This is a genomic window from Streptomyces lanatus (genome assembly GCF_014655715.1).
Taxonomy (GTDB): Bacteria; Actinomycetota; Actinomycetes; order Streptomycetales; family Streptomycetaceae; genus Streptomyces; species Streptomyces lanatus.
Map to the genome: position 1 here is coordinate 354,504 of NZ_BNBM01000002.1, position 17,560 is coordinate 372,063.

General features: G+C 70.7%; 15 protein-coding genes. 7 read left to right on the top strand and 8 right to left on the bottom strand.

Annotation, left to right across the window (positions count from 1 at the left end):
- Positions 1 to 4: 4 nt before the first annotated feature.
- Positions 5 to 415 carry a VOC family protein gene (locus tag IE325_RS06805; protein ID WP_190068801.1) on the bottom strand — a complete coding sequence of 137 codons (411 nt, stop codon included), beginning with the start codon at positions 413 to 415 and terminating at the stop codon, positions 5 to 7.
- Between the two features lie 219 nt (positions 416 to 634).
- On the bottom strand, positions 635 to 1,360 hold the full coding sequence (locus IE325_RS06810; protein WP_190068802.1) for a FadR/GntR family transcriptional regulator: 726 nt from the start codon (positions 1,358 to 1,360) through the stop codon (positions 635 to 637).
- Between the two features lie 259 nt (positions 1,361 to 1,619).
- Between IE325_RS06810 and IE325_RS06815 the strand changes: the two genes are divergently transcribed.
- The 6 genes from IE325_RS06815 to IE325_RS06840 are packed head-to-tail and all read left to right on the top strand — an operon-like array spanning position 1,620 to position 8,985.
- Entirely contained in the window at positions 1,620 to 3,248 is a 1,629-nt protein-coding gene (locus IE325_RS06815; protein ID WP_190068803.1) for an ABC transporter substrate-binding protein, read from the top strand.
- A 10-nt stretch (positions 3,249 to 3,258) separates the two neighbouring features.
- Positions 3,259 to 4,218 (top strand): ABC transporter permease, encoded by a 960-nt coding sequence (locus IE325_RS06820; RefSeq protein WP_190068804.1) that lies wholly within the window; start codon positions 3,259 to 3,261, stop codon positions 4,216 to 4,218.
- On the top strand, positions 4,215 to 6,203 hold the full coding sequence (locus IE325_RS06825) for a dipeptide/oligopeptide/nickel ABC transporter permease/ATP-binding protein (protein WP_190068805.1): 1,989 nt from the start codon (positions 4,215 to 4,217) through the stop codon (positions 6,201 to 6,203). Before IE325_RS06820 ends, IE325_RS06825 begins: the two co-directional genes overlap by 4 nt.
- Positions 6,200 to 7,219 carry an oligopeptide/dipeptide ABC transporter ATP-binding protein gene (locus tag IE325_RS06830; protein ID WP_190068806.1) on the top strand — a complete coding sequence of 340 codons (1,020 nt, stop codon included), beginning with the start codon at positions 6,200 to 6,202 and terminating at the stop codon, positions 7,217 to 7,219. The genes IE325_RS06825 and IE325_RS06830 overlap by 4 nt, the downstream gene beginning before the upstream one ends.
- Positions 7,219 to 8,157 (top strand): dihydrodipicolinate synthase family protein, encoded by a 939-nt coding sequence (locus tag IE325_RS06835; protein WP_190069216.1) that lies wholly within the window; start codon positions 7,219 to 7,221, stop codon positions 8,155 to 8,157. Before IE325_RS06830 ends, IE325_RS06835 begins: the two co-directional genes overlap by 1 nt.
- A gap of 54 nt (positions 8,158 to 8,211) precedes the next feature.
- Entirely contained in the window at positions 8,212 to 8,985 is a 774-nt protein-coding gene (locus tag IE325_RS06840) for a DUF4253 domain-containing protein (protein WP_190068807.1), read from the top strand.
- 13 nt (positions 8,986 to 8,998) lie between these two features.
- Here IE325_RS06840 and IE325_RS06845 read toward each other — a convergent pair whose 3' ends face one another.
- The 4 genes from IE325_RS06845 to IE325_RS06860 are packed head-to-tail and all read right to left on the bottom strand — an operon-like array spanning position 8,999 to position 14,272.
- Positions 8,999 to 10,198 (bottom strand): sialidase family protein, encoded by a 1,200-nt coding sequence (locus tag IE325_RS06845; RefSeq protein WP_190068808.1) that lies wholly within the window; start codon positions 10,196 to 10,198, stop codon positions 8,999 to 9,001.
- A gap of 39 nt (positions 10,199 to 10,237) precedes the next feature.
- Entirely contained in the window at positions 10,238 to 10,897 is a 660-nt protein-coding gene (locus tag IE325_RS06850; protein WP_190068809.1) for a response regulator transcription factor, read from the bottom strand.
- Positions 10,894 to 12,129 (bottom strand): sensor histidine kinase, encoded by a 1,236-nt coding sequence (locus IE325_RS06855; RefSeq protein ID WP_373315120.1) that lies wholly within the window; start codon positions 12,127 to 12,129, stop codon positions 10,894 to 10,896. The genes IE325_RS06850 and IE325_RS06855 overlap by 4 nt, the downstream gene beginning before the upstream one ends.
- A gap of 55 nt (positions 12,130 to 12,184) precedes the next feature.
- A complete protein-coding gene (locus tag IE325_RS06860) occupies positions 12,185 to 14,272 on the bottom strand; it encodes an MMPL family transporter (RefSeq protein ID WP_190068810.1) in 2,088 nt (695 codons plus the stop codon).
- Positions 14,273 to 14,482: 210 nt separating this feature from the next.
- Between IE325_RS06860 and IE325_RS06865 the strand changes: the two genes are divergently transcribed.
- Positions 14,483 to 14,848 carry a DUF6234 family protein gene (locus IE325_RS06865; RefSeq protein WP_190068811.1) on the top strand — a complete coding sequence of 122 codons (366 nt, stop codon included), beginning with the start codon at positions 14,483 to 14,485 and terminating at the stop codon, positions 14,846 to 14,848.
- Between the two features lie 10 nt (positions 14,849 to 14,858).
- Here IE325_RS06865 and IE325_RS06870 read toward each other — a convergent pair whose 3' ends face one another.
- Complete coding sequence (locus IE325_RS06870; RefSeq protein ID WP_190068812.1) at positions 14,859 to 15,557, bottom strand: TerB family tellurite resistance protein; 699 nt, start codon at positions 15,555 to 15,557, stop codon at positions 14,859 to 14,861.
- Positions 15,558 to 15,743: 186 nt separating this feature from the next.
- Complete coding sequence (gene leuA / locus IE325_RS06875) at positions 15,744 to 17,465, bottom strand: 2-isopropylmalate synthase (protein WP_190068813.1); 1,722 nt, start codon at positions 17,463 to 17,465, stop codon at positions 15,744 to 15,746.
- Positions 17,466 to 17,560: the final 95 nt, after the last annotated feature.

Below are 17,560 nucleotides of genomic sequence, written 5' to 3' on the forward strand. Positions count from 1 at the left end.
GTGTTCAGCCCCGCTCCTGGATACGGACCATGTTCCCCGCCGGGTCGCGGAAGGCGCAGTCGCGGATGCCGTACGGCTGGTCGGTGGGCTCTTGGACCACCTCGGCGCCGGTGGCCTGCACCTTCTCGAAGGTGTCGGTCACGTTCTCCGTGGCGAGGAGGATCCAGCCGTAGGTGCCCTTCGCCATCATCTCGGCGATGACCCGGCGCTCGTCGTCGGTGATGCCGGGGTCCGCGGTGGGGGGTGCGAGCAGGATGGACGTGTTCGGCTGGCCCGGCGGGCCGACCGTGATCCAGCGCATCTTGCCCTGGCCGACGTCGGTACGGACCTCGAAGCCGAGGGCGTCGCGGTAGAAGGCGAGGGAGGCGTCCGGGTCGTCGTGCGGGAGAAAACTGGCGTGAATACTGATGTCCATGCCCGTCACGCTAGCCGGGGCGCGGGGGCGGCGCTTCTCGATTCCTGACGGCTTGGGATCCCAGCTTCTACGGCTTGGGATCCCAGCTTCTTTTTCTTTCGCCCCCGCCGGTGGTCACTGAAATTCAGCCCCTTGGGGGTGCCCCCCTCTGGGGGAGTTTGAGGAGCGGGGTCTGGGGCGGAGCCCCAGGACGGGACGGCTAGGGGCGGCGGGGCGGAATCACTCCGCCCTCTGCCCCGCCCTCGCCGCGATCCCCCGAAAATGCACCGTCATCGCCCGCTGCGCCCCCTCCACATCCCCCGCACGCAGCGCCGTCACGATGTCCCGATGCCACCGAGCCGTCAGCGACGGAGACGGATCGTCCGGACGGCCCCGCGCACCGTTCACCCGCCGGAACACCGTCCAGAACGCGGCAAGCAACTGCGGCACAAGATCGTTCCCCAACGACGCGTACAGCAGCTCATGGAATTCGCGGTCCAGGTCAGGAAACGCCCGCCCCACCCGCCCCGCCGCCTCCATCCGCGACACGACGACCTCCAGCCGGTCCAGCTCGGCCTCCGTCACCGTCGCCGCCACCCGCCGGATCAGCCCCTCCTCCAGCACCTCCCGCACCTGGAGGATCTCCGACAGCGCCCCCGAGTCGTCGTGGTCGTGCCGGGCGAGCGTGCGAAACGTCAGCCCGTCGATCAGCGGGGTCAGCGAGGCCTCGCCGACATAGGTGCCATAGCCGTGCCGGATCTCCACGATGTCGAGGGCCTGCAGGGCCTTCAGCGCCTCGCGCACGGAGTTGCGGCTGACGCGGAGGTCGTCCATGAGCTCGGCCTCGGTGGGCAGGAGCGTGCCGGCCTGGAGCCTGCGGTCGATGATCAGCTGCATGATCTGGCGCTGGATCCGGCTGTTCCTGGACTCCTCGGACGTACGACTGTTCCTGGGCTGCCCGGGCATGCGGCGCATGGTACGCGCACCCGGACGTCCCACGTCCCATGTCCGCCGGATACACCCCTGACGAGGGATCAACTCGCGCCATTTCACAGCGCCATTGGTCCGACCTGTGGCAGATGCGCCATTCGTGTGAGATCCCTTGACCGCCCCCATCCCCCCACCTATGGTCGCGCTGACCGTCAGGACGTAGGACGTCGTATCTCCTCACATTTTCGAGCCCTTTCGCCGAGCCCTTCCCGAGCCCTTCCCCGCTGGAGGAACCGTGCGCGACGTGACCCACGACGTGCCGGCGCTGCACCGCCGGTCGTTCCTGAAGTACACCGGCGCGCTGGGCGCGGCCGCCGCCGTCTCCGCGTCGCTCTCGGCCTGTTCGTCGGGGCCGGAGTCCACGAACGAGACCGGTGGAGGCGGCGGCCAGGACAGGACGCTGACCGCCGTGATCGGTTACGGCAATGACGGGAGCTGGGACCCGACCCAGACCGCGTCGGCCTTCTGCATGGCCGCCAACAACCACATCTACGAGGGGCTGCTGGACACGGACCCGATCTCCCGGGAGCCGTACGCCGCGCTCGCCACCCAGGTGCCGGCCGACCCGAACGCCACGACCTGGAAGTTCACCCTGCGCGCGGGGGCGAGGTTCCACGACGGGAAGCCCGTCACCGCGGACGACGTCGTCTTCGTCTTCGACCGGATCCTCGACCCGAAGACACAGACCCTTGCCAAGGGGTTCTTCGCCAGCTGGCTGAAGGAAGTGCGGAAGGTCGACGCTCAGAACGTCGAGCTGGTGCTGAAGTTCCCCTTCCCGGACGGGCTTTCGCGGCTCACCCTGGCCAAGATCATGCCGAAGCACGTGTTCTCCCAGCCGGGTGGCTGGGACGACGCCATCAAGGGCAAGGCGATCGGCTCGGGGCCGTACCGGCAGACCGCGCACCACCCGAAGTCGAACACCACCTTCGAGGCGTACGCCGACTACAACGGCCCGCGCAAGCCCGCCTTCAAGAAGATGAACTGGCTGACGATCGTGGACGCCGCGCCGCGCGTGGCGCGGATCTCGGGCGCCAGCGCGGGCGCGCAGATCGCCGACAACATCCCGTACGCCAACATCGGACAGCTGGAGGGCGGCGGGCTGACCGTCGCGGGCGGTGCCGGGATGAACAACCTGTTCCTGATGTTCAACACCAAGCACAAGCCCTTCGACGACGTCCGTGTGCGCCAGGCCCTGCACTACGCCATCGACACCGGCAAGATGATCGAGGTCGCGCTGAAGGGGCACGGGAAACCGTCGGAGTCCTTCCTCAATCGGTCCAATCCCAGCTTCCGGGCGGCCAAGACCGTCTACGACTACGACCCCGACAAGGCGAAGGCGCTGCTGAAGGCGGCCGGGGTCAGCGGGCTGGAGATCGAGATCCTCGCCGTCAATGTGAGTTGGATCGTGGACTGTCTGCCGACCATCAAGTCGTCCTGGGACGCGATCGGCGTCAAGACGACCCTGAATCCGCAGGAGACCACGGCCGTCTTCACCAAGATGGACCAGAAGCAGGATTATCAAGTGGTCGCCGCCGCCTCGAACCCCAACCAGTTCGGCCTCGACGCCGATCTGATCATGCATTACAACTACGGGCCCGAGAACCTGTGGATGCAGTACACGCGGTGGGCCGACAACTCCGTCGCCAAGGCGCTCTTCAAGGACATGGACCGGGCGACCCGGGAGCCGGACGGCGAGAAGAAGAAGACGATGGTCCAGGACTACATCGACGTCGTCGCGGAGCAGGCGGTGCTCTATCCGGTCGTCCACAACGAGCTGATGACGGCCTGGAACGCCAAGCAGCTCACGGGGATAAGGGCACAGCCGTACCCCGGTATCAACCTCCTTCAGGCCAAGTGGGCCTAGGAGTCCGTGCGTGGTCACCGTCGTAAGGATCCTCGCCCGCCGCGTCCTGCTGCTCGTGCCGCTGATGCTCGGCATCGTGCTGTTCGTGTTCCTGGTCATGCGCTTCTCGGACGTCGACCCGGCGTCCGCGTTCTTCCAGGGCGCCAACCCGACGCCCCAGCAGCTGCACGACTTCCGTGAGCAGAACGGCCTGCTGGATCCCCTGCCCGTCCGCTACGTCATCTTCATCGGCGATCTGCTCCACGGGGACATGGGCACCAGCGCCCTGACCCGGGCGCCGGTCGTCGACCAGGTCATGACCGCGCTGCCGCTGACCCTCCAGCTGACCTTCATGGGTCTCGGCATCGCGGTCGTGCTGTCCCTGCTCGGCGGCGTCACCGCGGCCATCTACCGCGACCGGCTGCCCGACCAGATCATCCGCGTCGTCTCCCTGACCGGGGTCGCGGCCCCCGGCTTCTGGCTGGCGCTGCTGATGATCCAGTACCTCGCCGTCGACCTCGGCTGGTTCCCGACCGGCGGCTACATCAACCCGGCCGACTCCTTCACCGGCTGGCTGAAGACGATGACCCTGCCGGCCTTCGCGCTGTCACTGCCGGTGGCGGCGCAGCTGACGCGCATCGTGCGCACCTCGGTGGTGGAGGAGCTGGACAAGGACTACGTCCGTACGGCGGTGGGGAGCGGGCTGCCGCCGAGGGTGGTGGTGGGGCGGAACGTGCTCCGCAACGCCCTCATCAACCCGCTGACCGTCCTCGGACTGCGCGTCGGCTATCTCCTCGGCGGCGCCGTCGTCATCGAGACGATCTTCTCGCTGCCCGGGATGGGGAAGCTGATGATCGACGCGGTGAAGAACGGTGACCCGGCGGTCGTCCAGGGGGTCGTCCTGACGACCGCGATCGGCTTCGTGGTCGTGAACCTCGTCATCGACATCCTGTATCTGCTGGTCAACCCGCGACTGCGGGAGGCGACGTGACGTTCAACCGCAAGCGCCTGGCCGAGGCCCTGTCCCGGCCGGGCATCCGCCTGCGCGCCTGGCGCAAGCTGCCGCTGCTGTCGAAGGTGGCCGTCTGCTTCCTGGCCGTCGTGGTGCTGCTGGCCCTGTTCGCCCCGCTCCTCTCCCCGCACGACCCGCTCGACCAGCAGCCGCCTGTCGACGGCACCGGACACCCCTCCGCCGAGCACTGGATGGGCCAGGACAGCCTCGGCCGCGACATCCTCAGCCGGCTGATGTACGGCGCCCGCTGGTCCCTGGCGATCGGGCTCGGCGCGACCGCGCTCGCGCTGGTGGTCGGCGCACTGATCGGCGCCATCGCGGCGACCTCCCGCAAGGCGGTCGACGAGACGCTGATGCGCTGCCTGGACGTGGTGATGGCGTTCCCCGGCATCGCGCTGGCCGCCGTGCTGGTCGCGGTCTTCGGCGGCGGCATCACCGTCCTGATCTGCGCGATCGCGTTCCTGTTCACCCCGCCGGTGGCGAGGGTCGTACGGGCGAACGTCCTGGACCAGTACGGCGAGGACTATGTGACCGCCGAACGGGTCATCGGCGCCCGCACCCCGCACATTGTCATCAAGCACGTGGCGATCAACTGCGCCGCCCCGGTGCTGGTGTTCTGCACCGTGCAGGTGGCGGAGGCGATCGTGTTCGAGGCGTCGCTGTCCTTCATCGGCGCCGGTGTGCGACCGCCCGACCCGTCCTGGGGCAGCGTCATCGCGGACGGCAAGAACATGGTGCTCACCGGCGGCTGGTGGGCGACCGTCTTCCCCGGCCTGCTGATGCTGGTGACGGTGCTGTGCCTGAACATCCTCTCCGAGGGCGTCTCGGACGCGTGGGCGGCACCGTCGGCGCGCGAGGTCGATGTGAAGGACCAGCACGACCATCTGGAGGCACCGGAACCGGGCAGCGGCGAGGTGCTCCAGCTGCCCGGCCTGGCGGAGGCGGCGGCCCGACTGCGGTCGAGGGCCCGGCCCCTGCCGCAGGGGCGGCAACCGGTGCTGGCGGTGGAGAACCTGGCGATCGGGTTCGACAGCCGTCATGCCGGCGTGGACATCGTCGACGGCATCAGCTTCGAGGTGCAGCCGGGCGAGGTGCTGGGCCTGGTCGGCGAGTCGGGCTGCGGCAAGTCGCTGACCGCGCTCGCGGTGATGGGCCTGGAGCCGAAGGGCGCCCGGGTGCACGGCCATGTCCGCTTCAACCAGCGCCAGCTGGTGGGCGAGCCGATGCGGGTGCGCCGCAAGCTGCTGGGCCACGAGATGGCGATGATCTACCAGGACGCCCTGTCGTCCCTGAACCCGGCGATGACGATCCGCTCGCAGCTCAAGCAGGTCGTACGCCGCGGCGGCCGCCGTAGCCCGAACGAACTCCTCACCCTGGTCGGCCTCGACCCCGAACGCACCCTGCGCAGCTACCCGCACGAGCTCTCCGGCGGCCAGCGCCAGCGCGTCCTGATCGCCATGGCCCTGTCCCGCGACCCGAAGCTGATCGTCGCCGACGAGCCGACGACCGCGCTGGACGTCACCGTGCAGGCGCAGATCATAGAGCTGCTGCTGCGGCTGCGGGAGGAGCTGGGCTTCGCCCTGATCCTGGTCTCGCACGACCTGGCGCTGATCGCGGACGTCACCGACCGGGTGGTGGTGATGTACGGCGGGCAGATCGTGGAGACGGGCGTCACGGCCGACCTGGTGGAGTCCCCCGCGCACCACTACACGCGCGGCCTGCTGGGCAGCGTGCTGTCCCTGGAGTCGGCGCAGGAACGGATGACGCAGATCAAGGGCGTGGTCCCGTCCCCCGCCGACTTCCCCGCGGGCTGCCGTTTCGCGGACCGCTGCCCCCTGGCGAGCGAGGTGTGCCGTACGACGGCCCCCATCCTGGCCGGTACCTCCACCCATACGGCGGCCTGCCATCACCCGGCGATCCTGCTGGCGCCGACGGATCGCTCCGAAAGCGGGGTCGTGCAGTGAACGCGCTGGTGGAACTGTCGGACGCGCATGTCGTGCACAAGGCCCGCAGCGGCGGCCTGTTCACCCGGGACAAGGTGTACGCCCTGACCGGCGCCGATCTCACCATCGCGCCCGGCGAGACGGTGGGCGTGGTCGGGGAGTCGGGGTGCGGCAAGTCGACGCTGGCGAAGGTGCTGGTGGGGGTGCAGCGGCCGACGGCGGGGACGGTCGCCTTCCGGGGCCGTGACCTGTGGACGATGACACCGGGCGAGCGCCGGACGGCGGTGGGCGCCGGAACTGGGATGATCTTCCAGGACCCGTCGACGGCACTGAACCGCCGACTGCCGGTCCGCCAGATCCTGCGGGACCCGCTGGACGTCCACGAGCGCGGCACGAAACGCGAACGCGACGACCGGGTGCGGGAGTTGATGTCCCTGGTCGGTCTCCCCCGCGCCCTCACCGACGCCCTGCCCGGCCAGCTCTCCGGCGGTCAGCGCCAGCGCGTGGCCATCGCCCGCGCCCTGGCCCTGGACCCCGACCTGGTGGTGGCGGACGAGCCGACGAGCGCCCTGGACGTCTCGGTCCGCGCCCAGATCCTGAACCTCCTCCTGGACCTCAAGGAGCGGCTGGGCCTGGCCCTGGTGTTCGTGTCGCACGACATCCAGACGGTACGCCGGATGAGCGACCGGGTGATCACGATGTATCTGGGCCGGATCGTCGAGGAGGCCCCGGCGGCCGATGTCACCGACGGCTCCCGGCACCCATACACCCGCGCCCTGTTCTCCGCGACACCCGGTCTGCTGGACCCCATCGACCCGATCCCTCTGGTCGGCCCGGTCCCTTCGGCGACGCGCCCGCCGAGCGGATGTCCCTTCCGGACGCGATGCTGGAAGGCGAACGAGGTATGCGCGCAGGCAATGCCGGAGTTCTCGGCCACGTCCCACCCCGAGCATCGTTACAGGTGTCACCATCCGGTGGAGGAGGGCGAGGCCACCCGCGACCTCGTACGACAGAGCCATCACTCCAGGGAGCCTTGATCATGATCCCCACCCCGCTCACCGGTGTCGTCCCGCCCGTCTGCACGCCCCTGACACCGGACCGCGAGGTGGACGTCCCGTCACTGCGCAGGCTGATCGACCATCTGATGGAGGGCGGGGTGCACGGCCTGTTCGTGCTCGGCTCGACATCGGAGGTCGCGTATCTGACGAACCGGCAGCGGCAGGTCGTGGTCGAGACGGCCGTGCGGCATGTCGGGGGCCGGCTCCCGGTCCTGGCCGGTGTGATCGACATGACGACGCCGAGGGTCCTGGACCATGTGCGCGCGGTCACGGAGGCGGGCGCGGACGCGGTGGTGGCGACGGCCCCGTTCTACGCCCGCGTCACCCACCCGGCGGAGATCGCCCGCCACTACCGTCTGCTCGCGGCGTCGTCCCCGGTCCCGGTCGTGGCCTACGACCTCCCGGCCTCCGTCCACACCAAACTCCCCGCCGAGGTGATCCTCGACCTCGCCGCCGAGGGCGCGCTGGCGGGCCTGAAGGACTCCAGCGGCGACCTCGCCGCCTTCCGCGAGGTCGTCGTCGGCGTCCGCAACCGGCCCGAACTCAAGGGCTTCAGCGTGCTCACCGGCTCCGAGCTCATCATCGACGCGGCCCTCGCGGTCGGCGCGGACGGGGCGGTGCCGGGTCTCGCCAACGTCGACCCCGCGGGCTACGTCCGCCTCGACCGCCTGCACCACTCCGGCGACCTGGACTCGGCCCGCGCCGAGCAGGAACGCCTGTGCGCCCTGTTCGGCATGGTGACGGTCGGGGACCCCGGGCGGATGGGTGGCAGTTCGTCGGCGCTCGGGGCGTTCAAGGCGGCGCTGTATCTGCGCGGGGTGATCGACTGCCCGGCGACGGCGGAGCCTCAGATTCCGCTCTCGCCGGAGGAGGTGGAGCGGGTGGGGAAGTTCCTGGCGGGGGCGGGGTTGCTGTAGGCGGTGCGCGGCCGCGGTGGCCGCGTTGTCAGTGCCGCCGTCTACGGTGCCGCCATGTCGTTCCCCCTGCCCGACGGGCTGCCTGCCGGCCGGTTCCTGACTCGTGGGCCCGCGTCTGTGTGGGTCTCCGAGGAGTTCCCTGATGACGTCGAGCGGCTGTGGCCCCGGTTGAACATGCACGGCCTGGTTCCGCTGCTGTGCCCGCCCGACGCCCTGGGCGGACCGCTCGACCCGGAACAGGTCGACGCCGTCCGGCTGGAGGAAAGGCTGGCCGCGGACTTCGCCGAGTACCGTCGCCGGAGGCTGCCCCTGTGGAAGGCTCCGACGCCGGCTCAGGTGCCCGAGGACGTCGAGCCGTGGCCGCACGACCCCGGGCCGCCCTTCGAGCGGTGGCCGGGGCTGGCACCGCCGATGCCGGCCCCGCCCGCGGGCCCGACGCCCGAGGAGGCAGCGTCGGGCCTGGTTGCCGAACTCATCGACGAGGGTCGGTTCGGGCTGGAGGAGTGCTGCCTGATGCTCGTCCCTTCCCGTCGCAGCAGCGATGCCCTGGCGCTGACCGGCTGGTCCGCGGAGGCACCCCTGCCGCTGTTGTGCGCGCTCCTGCGGAGCTGGGAGGACCGCTTCGGCGCCCAGGTCGTGGCCGGGTTCGGCAGTGAGTTGCATGTCTCGGTCGCGAGACCTCCCGTCGGGGCGGAGCCCGCGAACCTGCTCGCCCTGGAGCATGTGCTGTCCACCGCGGACAACATCGTCGACGACCCGCCCACCCCCTTCCCGGAGTACGCGGCGAACCTCATCGGGCGGACTTCCTGGTCGTTCTGGTGGGACTAGGCGAGCAAGTCGGCTAGGTCAGGTCGGTCACCGGGATCCGCCGGAACTCGATCGTCTCGTACGTCCCCGACTCGCCCGTCTCGTACAGGATCCCCGCCGTCCGCCGGCCGAGCGGCACGAGGTCGGAGTAGGCCGCCCGGTGGTCGGACAGTGTCAGGGCCTTCTTGAAGGTCGCCCCGCCGTCCGTGCTGCGCCAGATCGCCATCGACTGGCGGGCGGTGGGGACGGACGGGCCGGAGAAGAGCAACGGGGCTCCGGGGGCGGGGAGTTGAAGGACACTGCCCTCGACGACCGGGACCTCGTTGAGGGAGGGCTGCACGGTGTACGGGCGGTCCAGGGTCTGTGCGCCGTCGCTGGAGACGCTGTCGACGCGGTTGCCGGCGCTCGTGCCGAGCTGGTCGCGTGAGTTGAAGTACACCCTGCCGTCGGGGAGTTCGGCGGCGGTGGACTCGTTGGCGTTGCTGTAGCCGTCGTAGGTCCGGTCGACGAAGCCCGTCCGCCATGTGTGCCCGCCGTCGTCGCTGTAGATGGCGTGGGCGCCGTAGTACTTCGCCTCCTGCCCCGTGTCGGAGGACCCGGACGGCGGGGCCACCGAGTGGTTCGACGGGACGACAAGACGCCCCGCGTGCTTGCCGTGCCGGAGGGCGATCGCATGCCCGGGGCCGGTCGCGTACCAGCGCCAGTTGGGCGGTTTCACGTCGCCCGTGACATCGCGCGGAGAGGTGAAGCTGCGGCCGTCGTCCGCGCTCCGCTGCACGAACACCCGCCGGCTCTGCTCCGCCGTCACCTCGCCCCGCATGATCTGGGCCTCCGTCACATCCCCGCTGTTGTAGGAGGTGACCAGCACCACCGCACCGGTGCGCGGATCCACCACCGGCGCCGGATTGCCCCGGGTGTCGCCATCCCCCTCGGCGACCACGGCCACCGGCCCCCAGGTGCAGCCGCCGTCGAGGGACCGTCTCAGGACGACATCGATGTCGCCGGTGTCACCGGCCCCGTCGTGCCGGCCCTCGGCGAAGGCCAGCACCGTGCCCCGTGGGGTCGTGATCGTCGCCGGGATGCGGTAGGTGTCGTAGCCGTCCTCGCCCGAGCGGTAGGGGACGGAGGTGGCGCAGGCGGTGCCCGCGGAGGCTTCGCCCGCGGACATGAGCGGTGTGGTCAGGAGTGCTGCGGTGGCGGCCAGGAGGAGGGACGTGCGGCTCAGGGTGGTCATCGGGCTCCCTTGACGGAGGGTCAGATGTGCACCTGTCCGTCACAGGTTCCCCGGTGTCACCATCCCTGACTCATACGCCACGACGACCAATTGCGCCCTGTCCCGCGCCCCCAGTTTCCCCATGATGCGGCTGACGTGCGTCTTCGCGGTGAGCGGGCTCAGTCCCAACGCCTGAGCTATTTCCGTGTTGTTGAGCCCGCGTGCGACCAGCGTCATCACTTCGCGTTCACGTTCGGACAGGCATTCGGGTCCACCGGCCGCCGGGGCGACAGGGCTGCACAGGAACCGCTCGATCAGCCGTGCGGTCGGGCCGGGTGACAGCAGGGACTCACCGGCCGCGACCGTGCGGATGGCGTCGAGGAGTTCCGCCGGGCGGGTGTCCTTGACGAGGAACCCGGAGGCACCGGCGCGCAGCGCGTCCACGATGTTCTCGTCGGTGTCGTAAGTGGTGAGGACCAGGATCCGCACCCCGGCCAGGTCGTCGTCGGCCGCGATGAGCCGGGTCGCCTCGATGCCGTCGAGGTCGGGCATGCGGATGTCCATCACGACGAGGTCGGCCTGAGTGCCACGGGCCAGTTCCGCCGCCTCCCGGCCGGTGGCCGCCTGGCCGACGACCTCCATGTCGGGGGCCGACTCGACCAGCATGGCGAACGCCTCCCGGACGAGCGTCTGGTCGTCCGCGAGCAGGACGCGGATCATCGCTCCCCCTCCCGGCCGCCGGTCCCGGTCGGCAGTACGGCACTCACCTCGAAGCCCCCCTCGTCGCGTGGTCCGGCGTCGAGTGTGCCACCCACGCTGCGGGCCCGCTCACGCATGCCGACCAGGCCGTACCCGCCGCTCGACGCGACCTCCGCCGGGCAGGTGCCGTCGTCCGTGACCGACACACGCAGGGCGCCCCGCTCCTCGTACAGCTCGACGCGCACGGCGGGTTCGGGGCCCGCGTGCCGGACCACATTGGTCAGCGCCTCCTGCACGATCCGGAACGCGGCCGCCCCCACGGCGGGCGGCGCCCCCGCCACCCGTACCGCCGACTCGACCCGCGCCCCCGCGAGCCGTGCCGCCGCCACCAGGTCCGGCACGCCGTCGAGGCCGGGCAGCGGACCGCGCGTCTCGCCCGCGACGCCTTGTTCGCGCAGCACCTCCAGCGTGCCGCGCACTTCGCCGCGTGCGGTGCGGCAGGTCTCGGCGATGTCGTCGAGGGCCTTCGCGATCGTCTCCCGGTCCAGCCGCTCGGGGTCGGCCGCCAGGACGTGCGCGGCCACCGAGGTCTGGACGCCGATGAGGGTGATGCTGTGGGCGAGCAGGTCGTGCAGGTCGCGGGCGATGCGCAGACGTTCCTCGGCGACGCGGCGGCGTGCCTCCTCCTCGCGGGTGCGCTCCGCGCGTTCGGCGCGTTCGACGATGGCGGCGACGTACTGGCGGTAGTAGCGGACGTCGATGCCGCTGAAGAGGAACGCGAGGACCCAGCCGGAGATCCGCACCAGCTCCATCGTGCCGTCGGGGTTGGTGATGGCGTTGAGGATCAGCGTCACGCCGAGGACGGCGGCGCCGGTGAGCAGGGTGCGGCGCACCGTGCCGGTCGCCGCGACCGTGTACAGCACCACCATGGTCGCGAAGATGGGCGCGGCGTGGTTGTTGTCCAGGGCGTGGTACGGGGCGATGCAGAGCATCACCGCGAGCAGCACCAGCAGGGGACGGTGGCGCCGCCACACCAGGGGTACATGGGCGGCGAACAGCAGGGTCCAGCCGAGCGCGTCGGGCCGCAGCTCCTTGTCGCCGAGCAGCGCGAGGACCGCGGCGAGGACGGCCCATGCCACGGCCAGCAGCGCGTCGTTGCGGGTGCGGTGCGGGGCGGTCATCGGGTCGCGGTTGATCGCGGCCATGACGCGCTCGCCGACGCGGGGCCGGGCCGGTGTTCTGGTTGCCTGCACGGGCTCATCCTCGGCGATGGGGGCGCCCCTCCGGGAGGGAGGGGCGCCCGTCGGTTCAGTGGGCGGCCACGGCCACGCGCTCGGGTTCCTTCGGCGGCACGGGCGGTTCGGGCGCGCGGGAGAGCCGGCCCGGCCACCACACCTTGCGCCCCAGGGCCACGCTCGCGCTGGTCACCAGGTAGGTGCGGACCAGGAACGTGTCGAGCAGGACGCCCACCGCGATGACGAAGCCCAGCTCGACGAGTGGCACCAGCGGCATGCTGGTGAGCACCGCGAAGGTGGCGGCGAGGACGAGGCCCGCGGAGGCGATGACGCCGCCCGTCGTGCGCAGCGCGGTGAGCGCGGCGGTGTCCGGTTCGGCGCCGTTCAGGCACTCCTCGCGCATCCGGTGCATCAGGAAGATGCCGTAGTCGACGCCGAGGGCCACGAGGAACACGAAGGACAGCAGTCCGAGGCCGGGGTCGGTGCCCTCGAAGCCGAAGAGCGGCTCGAAGACGAGTCCGCCGATGCCCAGCGCCGCGCCCCACACCGCGACGACGGCCGCCACCAGGATCAGCGGCGCGACGAGCGAGCGCAGCAGGACGACGAGGATCAGCAGCACGGACAGCAGCACGATCGGCACGACGACCAGCCGGTCGCGGGCGTTGGTGTCCTTCAGGTCGAGCTGCTGGGCGCTCGCCCCGCCGACGTAGGACCCGTCGAGCTTCTCGCGCAGGGCCTCGATGGTGGCAGTCTCGCCGGTGGACTGGGGCGGTGCGGTGGCGAGGACGGAGATCTCCGTCCAGCCGTCTCCGGTACGGCCTTCCCGCGCGCTGTCGACGCCGCGGGTGCCGCGGATCGAGGCGAGGGCGGACTCGGCGCGGTCCTCGGGCGTGAGGACGCTGATGGGCTGGGTGCCGCGCTCTGGGTAGGCCTTGCCCAGGGTCTCCATGGCGGCGACCGCGTCCGGCTTGGAGGTGAAGGAGTCCTCCTGCTTGAGGCTGCCGGGCAGGGTGAGGGTGCCGAGCGCGAGGGCGCCGAGCAGGACGGCGCCGCCCGCGAGGACGGTGAGCGGCCGGCGTCCCGCGGAGCCGCCCATCGCCGTGAACAGGGACCGGCGGGCCTTGGGTGTGCTGCCGTAGCGGGGCACCAGCGGCCAGAACACACGCCGGCCGAGCAGTACGAGGATCGCGGGCAGCAGCGTCAGCATGGCGAACAGCGCGCACAGCACGCCTACGGTGCCGAGCGGGCCCATGCCCCGGGTGGAGTTGAGGTCGGCGGCGAGCAGGCACAGCAGTCCGGCGGCGACGGTGCCGGAGGAGGCGAGCACGGCGGGCCCGCAGCCCTTGAGCGCGGCGGCCATCGCGTCGTAGGGGCGCTCGACGCGCCGTAGCTCTTCGCGGTAGCGGGAGACGAGCAGCAGGGCGTAGTCGGTGCCGGCGCCGAACACCAGGATCGTCATGATCCCGGAGCTCTGGCCGGAAACCGACGTCCCGAAGGCCTGGTTGAGGCCGTAGGCGACGCCCATCGACAGATAGTCGGCCATGCCGGCGACGGCGAGCGGCACCAGCCACAGGAAGGGGCTGCGGTAGATGAGGATCAGCAGCAGCGCGACGACGGCCGCGGTGGTGTAGAGCAGGGGCCCGTCGAGGGAGTTGTAGACCTCGGAGGCATCGGTGGCGAGCGCCCCCGTCCCTCCGACGTCGACGCTCAGCCCGTCGCTGCCCCGCGCGACGTCCCGTACGTCGTTGACGAGCCGGTCGCGTGCCTTCTCGTCGGTTCCCGGCTCGGTGCTGGCGATCGGGTACATCAGGGTGGTGCCGTCCCCCGACGGGACACCCCGGGGTTCCGCGGTGAGCCGGTGCTCGTCCGCGACGCGCCCGATCTGCTCGGCGGCGGTGGCCTTGTCGGCGCCGGTGAGTCCGCCGTCCCGGTGGTAGACGACGACCATCTCGGTGGCCTCGCCACCCGGCAGCCGCTCCTGGATCCTCGCCACCTGTGTGGAGTCGGCGCTCGCCGGCAGATAGTCGACGGCGCGGTCCCGCTGCACGTCCCCGAGCTTCGACGCGAACGGCGAGGCGAGCGCGAGCACGGCGATCCACAGCCCGAGCACGAGCCAGGGCACGGCCCGTCGTCGTCGAGTGCTTGTCCTTGCGGCCCCCATGAGACGGGCCTCCTTCCGCGGCGGTTGTCCGGTCGGGTTCCAGACTTCCGTCGGGCGGGGGCCGAATCGTCGGACGGGAGGGCGAGTTGGGGCCTACTGCCGGGGGCGGCGGCGAGCGGCGATTACTCCCCGGGGAGTACTGCGGGGCGGCGCGGGGCCTGAGTATCCGTACTCAGGCTCAGGGCCCGCTCTCTGTGGAGGATTGCTCCCATGACCGGCCTCCCTCACTTCCACGGCGCGAATGTGCCGCCCCCGCGTACCGAACGCCCATGGCTGCCCGTCGTCGGGGACATCGCCCTGGCGGTCGGCCTGCTGGTGCTGGACGCGATCGGGGTCGTGCTGGCCGTCGTCCTCGGCATCGACGTCCACGGCGACTGGAAGCCGTTCGACCCGGGCGCGGACAACTCCGACGTCACGATCACGGTCGAATGGCTCTACGTGGGCATCGCGGGCGCCCTCGTGACACTGAGCGCCGCGCTGCTTTACGCGCTGCGGGCGATCGTGAGCGCCGGGCTGCAGCTGCTGGTCGGCATGACCGTCGTGGTCGGCGCGGCGGCGTCCGTGGCGTACGGCTGACCGGCCTGGTCTACGACGGTGTCCGCGCCGCCGCGGCCAGCAACCGGGTCACATCCTCCGCGCGGATGGTGAGCGCGGCGCCGACCGTCGCGAGGGCGTCCCGTTCGGCGGGGGTGTAGGGGCCGTCGGCCAGGGCGATACGGGCTCCCGAGAGCAGGATCGACTCACGGCCGGTGGCGGCGAGGTGCGGGGCGAGGGGGTCCAGGGCCTCGTGGAGCTCTATGGCGAGGCCCGCGCCGCAGGGCGCGGAGAAGACGCGGCCGGTGTCGGCGGCCAGGGCCTCCACCAGGGCGCTCAGCTGTTCCTCCGTGCAGTCGTCGAAGCCGGCCGCGCGCACGGTGGCCGCGGCGGTCTCCAGCGACGGCCGGGCGCAGGTGCCGCCGGCCGCCAGTACCGCGAGGGCGACGGTGTGGACGGCGTCGCGGAGCATCGCGGAGAAGCGGGTGGTCGTCGGATGGTCGAGGACGTCGGTGCCGAAGTGGCGCCGGCAGGCCGCGCACTCCACGACGGGCGCGCTCTCGCCGCGCGGCAGCACGGGCACCCCGAGCAGGGTGAACCGGCGATGGCCGGTGAGCCGCTGGTAGTTGCGGTCGCCTCCGCATCCGGGGCAGAAGAACTCCCCGTCGCCCACGGCCGACCACGCGGTGCGGGTGCCCAGGATGCGCGCAGCCCTGGTGGCACGGCCGTTTCGTCCCCGTCCTGGCAGCACGTCGCACCTCCGCGAAACCTCGCGGCAACGTCGCCGCGCTTGCGTGATGTTAGCCACATCCCGGACGTGCAGTCAGCACCCCGGACGAGACCTTTCCGTGACCTGCACAGGTCAATGGCCGGAAATGAGCGGGCCCCGCCCGCCGGGAATCGGCGAACGGGGCCTTGAAACCGCCGGTCGGGCTGGTCAGCGAGCCGCTCGGTTGACGGCGGAGACGACCGCCTTCAGAGAGGCGCGAGTGGTGTTGGCGTCGATACCGATCCCCCACAGGACCTTGCCGTCGATCGCGCACTCGATATACGACGCGGCCTGCGCGGACGCGCCCTCGCTCATCGTGTGCTCCTGGTAGTCCAGCAGCCGGGCGTCGATGCCGATCTTCGCCAGCGCGTCGAAGAAGGCCGAGATCGGACCGTTGCCGGTGCCGGCCAGGACGGAGTCGACGCCGTCGACGGTGGCCTCCACCTTCAGCGTGTCCACGCCATCGGTGTCGGTCGTCGACTGGCCGTTCTTGACCTGGATCCGACCCCACGGGTTCTCGGGGTTCGGCAGGTACTCGTCCTGGAAGGTCGCCCAGATGTCGGAGCCGGTGACCTCTCCGCCCTCGGCGTCCGTCTTCGCCTGGATGATCTTCGAGAACTCGATCTGCATCCGGCGCGGCAGGTCCAGCTTGTGGTCGTTCTTCAGGACGTACGCGATACCGCCCTTGCCGGACTGCGAGTTGACGCGGATGACGGCCTCGTAGGAGCGGCCGACGTCCTTCGGGTCGATCGGCAGGTACGGCACGGCCCACTCGATGTCGTCGACGGTGACGCCCTTGGCGGCCGCGTCGGCCTCCATCGCGTCGAAGCCCTTCTTGATGGCGTCCTGGTGGGAGCCGGAGAAGGACGTGTAGACCAGGTCGCCCACGTACGGGTGGCGCGGGTGGACCTCCATCTGGTTGCAGTACTCCCAGACGCGACGGATCTCGTCGATGTCGGAGAAGTCGATCTGCGGGTCGACGCCCTGCGAGAACAGGTTCATGCCCAGGGTGACCAGGTCGACGTTGCCGGTGCGCTCGCCCTGTCCGAACAGACAGCCCTCGATGCGGTCGGCGCCGGCCATCAGCGCCAGCTCGGCCGCCGCGACCGCCGTACCGCGGTCGTTGTGCGGGTGCACGGACAGACAGACGTACTGTCGGCGGGACAGCTTGCGGTGCATCCACTCGAAGCGGTCCGCGTGCGTGGACGGCGTCGAACGCTCCACGGTGGCCGGCAGATTGAGGATGATCTCGCGGCCGGGACCGGGCTGCCAGACGTCCATGACCGCCTCGCAGACCTCCAGGGCGAAGTCCAGCTCGGTGTCGGTGAAGATCTCCGGCGAGTACTGGTAGCCGAACTCGGTCTCGGGGCCCAGCAGCTTCTCGGCGTACTCCACCACCAGGCGGGTGCCGTCCACGGCGATCTGCTTGATGTCGTCCTTGGAGCCGCGGAACACCACACGGCGGAAGACGGGGGCGGTGGCGTTGTACAGGTGCACATTGGCGCGCCTGGCGCCCTTCAGCGACTCCACGGTCCGCTCGATCAGGTCCTCGCGGGCCTGGGTCAGCACGGAGATGGTGACGTCGTCCGGGATCGCGCCCGGCTCCTCGATGATCGACCGTACGAAATCGAAGTCCGTCTGTCCCGACGCGGGGAAGCCGACCTCGATCTCCTTGTAGCCCATCTTGACCAGCTGGTCGAACATCCGCCGCTTGCGCTCGGGCGACATGGGGTCGATCAGGGCCTGGTTGCCGTCACGCAGGTCGGTGGAGAGCCAGCGGGGAGCGGTGGTGACACGCTGCTCGGGCCAGGTGCGGTCGGGGATGTCGACCTGCTCGTAGCGGCCGTACTTCTGGATCGGCATGGAACTGGGCTGCTGGCGGTTCGCCATGATTGCGGGGCTCCTCAGGATGTCCGGCAAGGACGGCCGACGACGCATCACCAAGCTCCGCGGGGAGGGAGTCGACCTGGACTACAGGCCCTCGC

Bases quoted from the DNA above. Each gene is read 5' to 3' on its own strand.
- IE325_RS06805 (WP_190068801.1), bottom strand. From the start codon at position 415: ATGGACATCAGTATTCACGCCAGTTTTCTCCCGCACGACGACCCGGAC.
- IE325_RS06810 (WP_190068802.1), bottom strand. From the start codon at position 1,360: ATGCCCGGGCAGCCCAGGAACAGTCGTACGTCCGAGGAGTCCAGGAAC.
- IE325_RS06840 (WP_190068807.1), top strand. From the start codon at position 8,212: ATGTCGTTCCCCCTGCCCGACGGGCTGCCTGCCGGCCGGTTCCTGACT.
- IE325_RS06845 (WP_190068808.1), bottom strand. From the start codon at position 10,198: ATGACCACCCTGAGCCGCACGTCCCTCCTCCTGGCCGCCACCGCAGCA.
- IE325_RS06850 (WP_190068809.1), bottom strand. From the start codon at position 10,897: ATGATCCGCGTCCTGCTCGCGGACGACCAGACGCTCGTCCGGGAGGCG.
- IE325_RS06860 (WP_190068810.1), bottom strand. From the start codon at position 14,272: ATGGGGGCCGCAAGGACAAGCACTCGACGACGACGGGCCGTGCCCTGG.
- IE325_RS06865 (WP_190068811.1), top strand. From the start codon at position 14,483: ATGACCGGCCTCCCTCACTTCCACGGCGCGAATGTGCCGCCCCCGCGT.
- leuA (WP_190068813.1), bottom strand. From the start codon at position 17,465: ATGGCGAACCGCCAGCAGCCCAGTTCCATGCCGATCCAGAAGTACGGC.